The following is an 11,585-nucleotide window of genomic DNA, read 5'->3' as shown; positions in this document are numbered from 1 at the left end:
GGCGGCGCGGGACGCAGGAGCAGCACCAGCAGGCGCCGGACCCGGCGCCGGTACGGAGCGCGGGCGCCGTACCGCTGCCCCGCCGCAAGCCGCCCACCCTCGTGAGCGATCACGGGCGCCGGGTCGGGGACCAGGACCGCAACCACCCCTCCGCGGACCTCGGCCCCACCCGCGCCGAAATGCCCAGCAGCGCGCCAGGGAACGGCGTCCACCGACGCCGCACGGACGCGCCCCGACCCACCGCCGGCCTGGTGCCCGCACCGCCGGCCCGCGCCGACGGGCTGCCCCGCCGGGTGCGGCAGGCCAGCCTCGCCCCCCAGCTCCGGGAGAACTGGGAGGACACCTACCCCGACCGGGGCCGGGTCCCTCGGCCCGGAGCGGGCGTCGAACGCGACGCGGAGCAAGTGCGCAACCGTATGGCATCCATGCAGCGAGGCTGGCAGCGGGGCCGCCTCAAGAACGCAGACGGGGACGAGGACGCCGCCCGGACCAACGGCGCCGCCCCCGGTCAGTCAGCACCACGAACGACATCGGAGGGGGACGGTCGATGACCGCACCGCATGGCGCAGCAAACACCCTCGGGGGCCGCTCGGCCGCCCGCGGATCCGGCGAACTGAACTGGCTGCTCGACGAGCTGGTCGACCGCGTCGGCAGCATTCAGAAAGCCCTGGTGCTCTCCGGCGACGGACTGGCGACCGGTACCTCGCGCGAGCTGACCCGGGAGGACAGCGAGCATCTGGCCGCCGTCGCCTCCGGCTTCCACAGCCTCGCCAAGGGCGTGGGCCGTCACTTCGACGCGGGCAGCGTGCGCCAGACCGTCGTGGAGCTGGACGACGCGTTCCTCTTTGTCACCGCGGCCGGTGACGGCAGCTGTCTCGCCGTGTTCGCCGACGCGGAATCCGACGTCGGCCAGGTCGCGTACGAGATGACACTCATGGTCAAACGGGTAGGAGCCCACCTCGCCACCGCCCCGCGGACCGGTCACTCTCCCGGAGGGTGAGGGTTCCGGCATGAGTGAGTCGACTCATCACGCCCGGCACCTGCGCCACTTCTTCGACGCCGACGCGGGCCCAGTGGTCCGCCCGTACGCGATGACCCGCGGCCGAACCAGCAGCGCGGGTCAGCACCGCATGGATCTGATCGCCCTGGTCGTACCGGAACCGGCGGCCGATCACCCAGGCAATGACCAGTTGCTCTCACCGGAGCATGTGGAAATAGTGGAGCGCTGCGAAAGCGCTCCGCAGTCGATAGCCGAACTCGCGGCCGGTCTCGACCTCCCCGTAGGAGTGGTCCGCGTCCTGGTCGGCGATCTCGTCGAGGACGAGCTGGTCCATGTAACCCGTCCCGTTCCACCGGCCGAGCTGCCGGACGTGAATATTCTCCGCGAGGTGATCAATGGTCTTCGGGCGCTCTAGCAGCCGACGGCCCGTCGAGCCGGTGACCCTTAAGATCCTGGTCGCGGGCGGATTCGGCGTGGGAAAGACAACCCTCGTGGGCGCGGTCAGCGAGATCAGGCCGCTGCGCACCGAGGAGACTCTGAGCGAGGCGGGCCGTCCCGTGGACGACACCGCGGGGGTCGAGAACAAGTCGACGACCACCGTCGCCATGGACTTCGGGCGGATCACCCTCCGCGAGGACCTGGTGCTCTATCTGTTCGGCACCCCCGGGCAGGATCGTTTCTGGTTTCTCTGGGACGAACTGGCCCAAGGCGCGCTGGGCGCGGTCGTGCTGGCCGACACCCGTCGTCTGGAGGACTCCTTCGCGGCCGTCGACTACTTCGAACGCCGGGGCATCCCGTTCACGGTGGCCGTCAACTGCTTCGAGGGTGCGGGCCGCTTCCCCGCCGAGAGCGTACGCGCGGCGCTCGACCTCGATGCCGCGGTACCCCTGATGATGTGTGACGCGCGTGAGCGCGAGAACGTCAAGGAAGTCCTGGTGGCGGTGGTCGAGCACGCCCTGACCCGGGTCGACGGGCGGCGCGAGCCCGCCGCCACCTGAACCGGCCGGCCGGGGGTACGGGCCACCGGTGCGCCGCCCCTCGGCCCGGAGGGGCGGCTCAGCGCAGAGCGAGGACCGCCGAGCCGTGTCCGAACAACCCTTGGTTTTGGCGCTGATCCCCACCCGGGCCCCGGGCACCCGGCGTCCGCGAGGGCGGCCCGCGCGGCGGCCGTTCCATGGCGCACAAAGCTGTGGCCCCAAACCCCTCCGCGCCGCTGTCGTCGGTGAACCATCCGGCCACCACGGGTATGTGTGTCACGAGTCCTCCCCGAGACAATGATCTGACGGTACGTCAGAATTCTGCCACGGACCCGCGTTGATCGGATACAGTCCGCGGCGTGCCCAAGGACTCCTACTGCGGCAACTGCGGAGCCCCCTACGGCTCTGTCACCGGCTGGCCCCGCACCTGCCCGGCCTGCGGAGACACCGCCTACCGCAACCCGCTCCCGGTCGCCGTCGCGCTCCAGCCCGCGTACGACGCGACCGGACCCGGGCTCGTCGTCATCACCCGCACCATCGAGCCACAGCGCGGCAGGGTCGCCCTGCCGGGTGGATTTATCGACTTGGCCGAGGAGTGGCAGCAGGCCGTCGTCCGTGAACTCCGCGAGGAGACGGGCATCGAGGCCCCCGCCGCGGACGTCCGGCTCGCGGACGCCCTGAGCGCCCCGGGCGGCCATCTGCTGCTCTTCGGCCTGCTGCCCGAACGCCGGGCCGACGACCTGCCGCCCTCGGTACCGACGGACGAGACCACGGGCTGGCACCTGCTGCGCACCCCGGCCGAGCTCGCGTTCCCCCTGCACACCACGGCGGTACGCCGCTGGTTCGTGGGCCGCTACGACTGAGGCCCCCGGGAGGCGGGAGCGGCCCGCGGCCGCTCGGGCCCCCACGGCCGGAAGGGCCCAACCGACGGACCCCGGCACCCACGGCCGCTCGGAGCCCCACCGCCCCGCCCTCCCGCCTTGGCGGCTGCCACCTCGGAGCCCACCCACCAGCACGCCCCTCAGGGCCTCCGCACCCGCGCCCCGCGGCCTCGGCGCCCCGCCCCTCAGAGCCCCCGCACCCGCCCCCGCCACCTCGGCGGACCCGATCCGTCCCCCCTGACCTGCCGCACCCGCACCCCGCCGTCCACGAGCCGGGTGGTATACCGCTCCACCTCCGCCTTCTCCCAGCCGTCACCGGGATCCGGGACCACCAGCCCGCCACCCCTGCGCCCCGCCGGCGGCGCCCACACCTCCAGCTCCAGCCGCCCGTCCGCCCCCCGGACAGGCAGCACCGAACCGCCCTTCGCGAACACCGGGACACGCGACAGCGGGGCATCGACCAGCACCTGCCCCGGCCCGTCGTACGCCCGCCCCGACCCCGTGTCGTACCAGCGCCCCCGGGGCAGCCGCACCGCCCGGCGGCCGGCCCCGCGCTCCAGCACCGGCGCGACCAGCAGCGCGTCCCCCAGCAGGAAGGCGTCCTCGCACTCGCGCAGCCCCCGGTCCTTCGGACAGCCCCACCACAGCGGCCGGGCGTACGGCGCCCCCGTCAGCCGCGCCAGATGGGCGAGCGTGACGAAGTACGGCCGCAACCGCTCCCGTTCGGCGAGCGCGGCCCGCGCGCACTCCAGGGCGTCGGACCCGAACTCCCAGGGCTCCCCACGACCCGCGCCGACCGCCCCGTACGTACGGAACAACGGCAGATACGCCCCGAGCTGGAACCAGCGCACAAACAGCTCAGCCGACGGGCTGCCGCCGAAACCGCCGATGTCCGGCCCCGAGTACGGCACCCCGCACAGCCCCAGTCCCAGCACCAGAGCGAGCGAGGCCCGCAACCCGGGCCAGCCGGTGGCCACGTCACCGGACCCGGCCCCTCCGTACCGCTGCATCCCCACCCACCCGGAGCGGGAGACCAGAAACGGCCGCTCCGCGGGGCGCAGCCGCCGCAACCCCTCGTACCCGGCGTGCGCCATCGTCAGGCCGTACACATTGTGCGCCTCCCGGTGATCACCGCCCCGCCCCTCCAGCGCATGCCGGGCCGACCGCGGCAGGGACCTGTCACCGAAGGCCGCGAACGACACCGGCTCGTTCCGGTCGTGCCACACACCGGAGAAGCCCGGTGCCAGACGCTCCCCGTACCACTCGCCCCACCAGCGCCGCACCCCCGGATCGGTGAAGTCCGGAAAGACACACTCACCCGGCCAGGCCACCCCCCGCACCTCCCGCCCCCGCCCGTCGCGTACGAAGACCCCGCCCGCCACCCCGCTGTCGTACACCGCGTTCCCCGGAGCCGCCCGCACGGCGGGATCGACGACGGACACCAGCCGTACGCCGTGCTCGCGCAGATCCTTCGCCAGCGCCGGCAGATCGGGAAACCGCTCCCGGACGACGGAGAAGACCCGGTGCGCTTCGCAGCGGCCGATGTCGAGATGGACAGCCGACAGCGGAAGATCCCGCCCCGCATAGCCCGCCACGATCCGCCGTACCTCCCGCTCGCCGCCGGAACCCCGGCGCGCGTGCTGCGGGCCCAGCGCCCACGACGGCGGCACCGCGGGCGCGCCCGTCAGCCGGACCCAGCGGGTCAGCACCCGCGCCGGGGTGCCCACGATCACCCAGCAGCGCAGCGGCCCGCCCTCCATCCGGACCACACAGGTCCCCGGCCGGTCGTGCCCCGACCCCGCGCCCTCCTCGCCCTCACACAACGTCACCCGGCCGTCCCAGGTGTTGTCGTGGAAGAGGAGATGCGTCCCTGCGTCGGCGACGACCAACTGCACCGGCATCGTGATGGACAGCGGATCGTCGCCCGGTCCGAAGGACCCCTCAGGGCCGGTGTTCCACAGCCGGTACGTGCCGTCCCGCAGCCGAGGCCCCGACGCCCGGCCGCCCAGCCCGAAGAACCGGGCGTCCGCCGCCACCTCGGTCCGCTGCATCCACCGCGCGGGACCGCCCTCCGCCGACTCCCACCAGCGCGGCGGAAGCTCACGGCGCAGCACGACCCCGCCGGGCGTACGGACCTCCACCGCGCCGTCACGCGACACCTCGACGGTCACCCGCTCCGACACCACCCGCCAGCCGCCGTCCTTGTCCGGCTCCAGCTCCGCCCGCGGATCCGGCTCGGGCACCGCACCGGCCAGCGCGTACGACGGTCCAGGCCCCGCACCGTCCCATCCCCAGAACACCGCACCGCCCGACACCACGCGGATCCGCAGCTCCGAGCGGGCGAACCGGACGATCCCGCCCCCCGGCAGCGGCTCCGCACCGGTCACCGCCCCCGGAACCCTCGCCCTCTCCGGGCCCCGCGCGGGCAGCCCCCAGGCGTCGATCCGGCGCCGCCGCCACGCCGAACGGGTCGCGCGCACACCCCGCAACGTCGCGAAGTTCCTCATCGAGCGCACCAGTCCACGACCGTCCATGCAGCTCAGCCTGCCATCCGGCCGGGCAGGGACGAGGACAGTTCAACTCCCGTTCACCCGTGGCGAGACCATGCCCGCACCCGTCCGGCGGCGGATCCGGTGCCCTGGTGCGAAAGACGATCACATGGCATCGTCCCTGTCAGCCACACCGCGCGCCCGCCCCCGGACAGCCCGGGACCACGGGCCGGCGGCACGCACCGCCCCTACCACCGAGCCAGGACCGACCAGAGCCACCCGGGAGCCGTCCCCATGACCTCAGCAGCGAACCCCGCGCCCCTGTGGCAACCGGACCCCGACCGGATTGCCGCCGCACGGATCACCCGCTTCCAGACCTGGGCCGCCGAGCACTACGGAGCCCCCGCCCAGGGTGGATACGCGGCGCTGCACCGCTGGTCCGTCGACGAGCTGGAGACCTTCTGGCGCGCGATCGCCGACTGGTTCGACATCCGCTTCCACACCCCGTACGAAAGCGTCCTCGCCGACCGCGCCATGCCCGGCGCCCGCTGGTTCCCCGGAGCCACCCTCAACTACGCGGAGCACGCCCTGCGTGCCGCCGACGAGCGCCCGGGTGAGCCGGCCCTCCTCCAGGTGGACGAAAGCCAGGAGCCGGCCGAGATCAGCTGGTCCGAGCTGCGCCGCCAGGTCGGCGCGCTCGCCGCCGAACTGCGCTCCCTCGGCGTACGCCCCGGCGACCGGGTCAGCGGCTATCTCCCCAACATCCCGCAGGCCGTCACCGCGCTGCTCGCCACCGCGGCCGTCGGAGCGGTCTGGACCTCCTGCGCCCCCGACTTCGGCGCCCCCAGCGTCCTCGACCGCTTCCAGCAGGTGGAGCCCGTCGTCCTCTTCGCCGTCGACGGCTACCGCTACGGCGGCAAGGAGCACGACCGCACCGAAACCGTCGCCGAGATCCGCCGGGAGCTGCCCACCCTCCGTGCCGTGATCCACATCCCCGTCCTCGGCACCGCGACCCCTGTGGGCGCCCTCGACTGGTCCGCCGTCACCTCGGGCGACACCGAGCCCGTCTACGAGCAGGTCCCCTTCGACCACCCCCTGTGGGTTCTCTACTCCTCCGGCACCACCGGCCTGCCCAAGGCCATCGTGCAGTCCCAGGGCGGCATTCTGCTGGAGCACCTCAAACAGCTCGCCCTCCACTGCGACCTCGGGCCCGAGGACCGCTTCTTCTGGTACACCTCCACCGGCTGGATGATGTGGAACTTCCTCGTCTCCGGCCTGCTCACCGGCACCACCGTCGTCCTCTACGACGGCAGCCCGGGCCACCCCCGCACCGACGCCCAGTGGCGCATCGCCGAACGCACCGGCGCCACCTTCTACGGCACCTCCGCCGCGTATGTCATGGCCTGCGCCAAGGCCGGAGTCCACCCGGCGCGAGACCACGACCTGTCCCGGATCAACTGCGTCGCCACCACCGGATCACCGCTCCCGCCCGACGGCTTCCGCTGGCTCCACGACGAGGTGGCCGCAGACCTGTGGATCGCCTCCGTCAGCGGCGGCACCGATGTGTGCAGCTGCTTCGCGGGCGCGGTGCCCACCCTCCCCGTCCACATCGGTGAACTCCAGGCCCCGGCCCTCGGCACCGACCTCCAGTCCTGGGACCCGCACGGCCGACCCGTCATCGGCGAGGTCGGCGAACTCGTCGTCACCAACCCCATGCCGTCCATGCCGATCCGGTTCTGGAACGATCCCGACGGCAGCCGCTACCGCGACAGCTACTTCGAGATGTTCCCCGGCGTCTGGCGGCACGGAGACTGGATCACCATCACCGACCACGGCTCCGTCATCATCCACGGCCGCTCCGACTCCACCCTGAACCGGCAGGGCGTCCGTATGGGGTCCGCCGACATCTACGAAGCCGTCGAACGCCTCCCCGAGATCCGGGAATCCCTGGTCATCGGCCTGGAGGAGCCCAACGGCGGCTACTGGATGCCCCTGTTCGTCCACCTCGCCGACGGTGCGGCGCTCGATGACGACCTGCGCGCCCGAATCAAGCGGACCATCCGCGAAGAGCTTTCCCCCCGGCACGTCCCGGACGACATCATCGAGATCCCCGCCGTCCCGCACACGCTCACCGGCAAACGCCTCGAAGTCCCGGTGAAGCGACTTCTCCAGGGCACGGCTCTGACCAAAGCGGTCAACCCCGGCTCCGTCGACAACCCCGGCCTGCTGGCCTTCTACGAGGACCTCGCCCGCACCAGGAAGCCGTGACCGCTCTCCTCCAGCCCTGTTGTCAGTGGCGACCGCTACGGTGAGTCATCACCAGCCGACAGACCGCAGGGGGAGAAATGGCGCACGACGAGGCATCCGGCCACGACAGGGCATCCGGCAGGACAGGCAAGGCATCCGGCAGGACGCCGGGCAAGGCGTCGGGCAAGCAGGCCGGGCGACGGGCACGGCGAAACGACCGACGGCGACGCCCGGCCACCGGCCGCCCCGGGAACAGCACATCTCCCCGGCGCACCCTGCGCCGGGAGGTCGCCGGCACCGTCGGCGTCCTCGCAGACACCTTCGACTTCCAGGCGATGCGCGGCTACCGCACCTTCCTCTTCGACGACCACACCCGATATCTGCGGCACGTCGAAGACCTGCTCAAGTCCCTCGCGGCCCGCCAACTGCACACCACGGTCGCCCTCTTCGACCCGGAGGACTTCGCCGCCCACTGCTCCGAACACAGCCTGGACCCCGACTCGGCCCTCAGCCGCAGCCACTACACCGCCGCGACCGCCCGCCACGGCAGCACCGTGGCGTACACCGGACAGCCCCTCGGCAGCCTGCTGCCCCAGCTGATCAGCAAGGCGGTCCGACAGGCCACCTGGGAGTACGCGACCATGCTCCTGGCCGATATCGGAGAGTGCGCCGACTGCGGCCAGGACATCGGCCGGGCCGCCTTCGACCGGGCGTCGCACATCCTGATGCGGCTCCTCGAAGCGGCCGGACCGGGCACCCATCACATCGTGTGCAGCGTCCCGGCCCCCGAGGAACAGCTCCTCGCAGTCCTCCACGCCGACGGTGACGCCACGGCCGAAGCACGGATCGACGCGGCCGAAGGCGCCGAGTTCGTCACCGTCCTCGCCACTGCCATCGCCCTCGACAACCCCGGGGGAGTGGTCCTGCGCACCCGGACCCCCGACGCTCCCGACCGCCTGCATGGATGGCGACTCCACGACGGCGGCCTGCGGCCCCTGACCGAAGGCGAAGTGTTCAGCGCCTACTGCACCGACGCGGCCACCGGGGAGCCGATCTCCCCCGAACCGGGAGTGGAGTACCGCGCGGGCTTCGACATCGCCACCGACGACCCGGAATCCCACCACTGAAACCGCGCGCCCACCGCGAAGGAGGGGCCCCGCACCAGCGGGACCCCTCCTCACACCACGGCATACGCCGGCTACTCGCCCGACAGCACCGCCTGGGCGGCCACCCGCGCTTCCTCGGCAGTGTCGGCCGCCCGCGCAGCGGCGGCTGCCCGCTCACACTGCGCGAGCGAGTACTTCGCCAGCGTCGCCCGCACATAAGGAATCGAAGCGGCACCCATCGACAGCGAGGTCACACCCAGACCGGTGAGCACACAGGCCAGCAGCGGATCGGAGGCAGCCTCACCACAGACACCACAGCTCTTGCCCTCGGCCTTCGCCGACTCTGCCGACAGCGCCACCAGATCCAGCAGCGCGGGCTGCCACGGATCCTGGAGCCGGGACACCGCACCCACCTGACGGTCGGCCGCGAAGGTGTACTGCGCCAGATCGTTGGTGCCCAGCGAAAGGAACTCGACCTCCTGGAGAATCGAGCGCGCCCGCAGCGCGGCGGACGGAATCTCCACCATCGCGCCGAACTTCGCCCGCAGCCCCGCCTCACGGCACGCGTCCGCGAACGCCCTGGCGTCCGTACGGTCCGCCACCATCGGCGCCATGACCTCCAGATACACCGGCAGACCCTCGGCCGCCTTCGACAGCGCCGTGAGCTGGGTCCGCAGCACCTCAGGGTGTTCGAGCAGACTGCGCAGCCCCCGCACCCCCAGCGCCGGATTCGGCTCGTCGGCCGGGGTCAGGAAATCGAGCGGTTTGTCCGCGCCCGCGTCCAGTACCCGCACGACCACCCGGCCCTCCGGGAACGCCTCCAGGACCTTCCGGTACGCCTCGACCTGCCTTTCCTCCGACGGCGCCTGCTTGCTGTCGTCCAGGAAGAGGAACTCCGTACGGAACAGACCGACGCCCTCGGCACCGGCCTCCACCGCCGCGGGCACATCACCGGGACCGCCGACATTGGCCAGCAGCGGCACCTTGTGACCGTCCGACGTGGCCCCGGGACCACTGGAGCCCGCGAGCGCCGCCTTGCGCTCCGCCGCAGCCCTCTCCAGCGCCCCCCGCTTCTCGTCGCTCGGGTTCACAAAGATCTCACCGGTACTGCCGTCGACCGCGATCAGCGTCCCTTCGGCCAGCTCTCCGGCACCCGGCAGCGCCACCACCGCGGGCACCCCGAGCGCCCGCGCCAGAATCGCGCTGTGGCTCGTCGGCCCGCCCTCCTCGGTCACAAACCCGAGCACCAGCGTCGGGTCCAGCAACGCCGTGTCCGCCGGCGCGAGATCCCGCGCGATCAGTACGTACGGCTCGTCGCTGTCCGGAACACCCGGCATCGGCACCCCGAGCAGCCGTGCCACGATCCGGTTGCGCACATCATCGAGGTCGGCCACCCGCCCGGCCAGATACTCACCCGCGCCCGCCAGCAGCGCCCGATAGGCGGCGAAGGCGTCGTACACCGCCCGCTCGGCCGTGCTGCCGACGGTGATCCGCCGGTCCACATCGGCCATCAGCTCCGGGTCCTGCGCCATCATGGCCTGCGCTTCGAGCACCGCCTGTGCCTCACCGCCGGCCAGATTGCCCCGCGCGATCAGATCGGCCGCCACAGCCTCCACAGCCTTGCGCGCACGCCCCTGCTCGCGCTCCGCGTCCTGGGCCGGGTTCTGCTTGGCGGGAGGCTCCAGCACCGCCGTGCCCATGTGCCGAACCTCGCCGATCGCCACGCCGTGGCTGACCCCGACGCCTCGCAGCGTTGTCTCCATATCACCCGTCTCCGATCGAGCGACGGCCCATGCCGCCGCTGGAAGTCCTGCTCACCGTCACCGCGGTGATGTCACTGCCAGCCGAAGAGAGTGTCCCCCGCCTTGACTTCGCCGTCGTCACGGACATCGGAGAGGGCGTCCGCCGTGGCTTCGAGGGCCACGATCGGGCAGATGGGCGACTTCCCCGCCTCCTCGACGGCAACCGGGTTCCAGCGCACCATCGCCTGCCCCCGGGTCACGGTGTCCCCCTTGCTGACGAGCAGCTCGAAGCCCTCGCCATTGAGCTGCACGGTGTCGATCCCGAGGTGGGTGAGCACTCCGTGCCCTTCGTCGTCAACGACGACGAAGGCGTGCGGGTGCAGCGACACAACGACGCCGTCGACCGGCGAGATGGCCTCCGACGGCTCACGCACGGGGTCGATGGCGGTACCGGGACCGACCATCGCACCGGAGAACACCGGGTCCGGCACCGCCGCTAGTCCGATGGCACGTCCGGCAAGAGGTGACGTCACTGTGGTCATGGAGCCTCCCAGGGGCGGAGATTCGTTACTGCGCCGTCACTGTCCGAGCCGGACGGCGCACTGTTCAGCAGCGTATGGCATATGAAGTCCTAGTTCCGCCTGAATGCTGCCGGTTGGCGGACCTAGAGGCATACCGGAAACGATTTGCCTCGTCACACGGTGGCAGGTACTGTCGTACCCCTGCCTGGCCCCAACGCGACGTTGAGTCGGGGGTCGGCAGCACCTATCAAGCCGAGATCCTAACTGGTCTAAACCTCTGCATGCCCGCAGGGCGGTGGTCAGGAAGTCGGAAAAAGCCTGATAAGGTTTGAAAAGAACGAAGGGAAGCGCCCGGAGGGCCTGGTGATACAGGTTCGATGGAAGTGTTCGTTCCTTGAGAACTCAACAGCGTGCCAAAAGTCAACGCCAGATATGTTGATACCCCGTCTGCCGGAATGATTTGTTCTGGTGGATGTGGTTCCTTTGAAGAAAAAGATACATGGCGAGGATGCTGTGGACGACTGGGCTTATTCCGCCTGGTTGTCCCGCTCTCGTGATGTGGCCCGGTTACGGGCAGACATTCACGGAGAGTTTGATCCTGGCTCAGGACGAACGCTGGCGG

At 71.5% G+C, this 11,585-nt stretch carries 9 protein-coding genes and 1 pseudogene; 7 read left to right on the top strand and 3 right to left on the bottom strand.

Annotation, left to right across the window (positions count from 1 at the left end; all coding sequences use genetic code 11):
- The 5 genes and pseudogenes from ACWF94_RS20015 to ACWF94_RS19995 form a co-directional block, all read left to right on the top strand.
- A pseudogene (locus ACWF94_RS20015) lies at positions 1 to 551 on the top strand (histidine kinase); the annotation flags it as partial.
- Positions 548 to 1,000, top strand: a complete 453-nt coding sequence (locus ACWF94_RS20010) for a roadblock/LC7 domain-containing protein (protein WP_453489791.1) — start codon at positions 548 to 550, stop codon at positions 998 to 1,000. The pseudogene ACWF94_RS20015 and the gene ACWF94_RS20010, both read left to right, overlap by 4 nt.
- A 10-nt stretch (positions 1,001 to 1,010) precedes the next feature.
- A complete protein-coding gene (locus ACWF94_RS20005) occupies positions 1,011 to 1,415 on the top strand; it encodes a DUF742 domain-containing protein (protein ID WP_453489788.1) in 405 nt (134 codons plus the stop codon).
- Positions 1,396 to 1,998, top strand: a complete 603-nt coding sequence (locus tag ACWF94_RS20000; protein ID WP_453489785.1) for a GTP-binding protein — start codon at positions 1,396 to 1,398, stop codon at positions 1,996 to 1,998. The genes ACWF94_RS20005 and ACWF94_RS20000 overlap by 20 nt, the downstream gene beginning before the upstream one ends.
- A 338-nt stretch (positions 1,999 to 2,336) precedes the next feature.
- Positions 2,337 to 2,840 (top strand): NUDIX domain-containing protein, encoded by a 504-nt coding sequence (locus ACWF94_RS19995; protein WP_453489782.1) that lies wholly within the window; start codon positions 2,337 to 2,339, stop codon positions 2,838 to 2,840.
- A 203-nt stretch (positions 2,841 to 3,043) separates the two neighbouring features.
- Here ACWF94_RS19995 and ACWF94_RS19990 read toward each other — a convergent pair whose 3' ends face one another.
- Positions 3,044 to 5,392: a glycoside hydrolase family 31 protein gene (locus tag ACWF94_RS19990; RefSeq protein WP_453489779.1), complete on the bottom strand. Its 2,349-nt coding sequence runs from the start codon at positions 5,390 to 5,392 to the stop codon at positions 3,044 to 3,046.
- A gap of 249 nt (positions 5,393 to 5,641) precedes the next feature.
- Here ACWF94_RS19990 and ACWF94_RS19985 point away from each other — a divergent pair, with 249 nt between their 5' ends.
- Both ACWF94_RS19985 and ACWF94_RS19980 read left to right on the top strand, forming a co-directional pair.
- Positions 5,642 to 7,615 (top strand): acetoacetate--CoA ligase, encoded by a 1,974-nt coding sequence (locus ACWF94_RS19985; RefSeq protein WP_453489776.1) that lies wholly within the window; start codon positions 5,642 to 5,644, stop codon positions 7,613 to 7,615.
- Between the two features lie 77 nt (positions 7,616 to 7,692).
- Entirely contained in the window at positions 7,693 to 8,721 is a 1,029-nt protein-coding gene (locus tag ACWF94_RS19980) for a hypothetical protein (RefSeq protein WP_453489773.1), read from the top strand.
- Between the two features lie 71 nt (positions 8,722 to 8,792).
- On the opposite strand, the gene ptsP is transcribed toward ACWF94_RS19980, so the two are convergent.
- A complete protein-coding gene (gene ptsP / locus ACWF94_RS19975; protein ID WP_453489770.1) occupies positions 8,793 to 10,463 on the bottom strand; it encodes a phosphoenolpyruvate--protein phosphotransferase in 1,671 nt (556 codons plus the stop codon).
- A gap of 71 nt (positions 10,464 to 10,534) precedes the next feature.
- A complete protein-coding gene (locus ACWF94_RS19970; protein WP_453489767.1) occupies positions 10,535 to 10,984 on the bottom strand; it encodes a PTS sugar transporter subunit IIA in 450 nt (149 codons plus the stop codon).
- Between the last annotated feature and the right edge of the window lie 601 nt (positions 10,985 to 11,585).

The organism is Streptomyces sp. NPDC055078, from assembly GCF_053607985.1.
The sequence above is the reverse complement of the archived record's forward strand: the minus strand, read 5'-3'. Positions and strand labels throughout refer to the sequence as shown.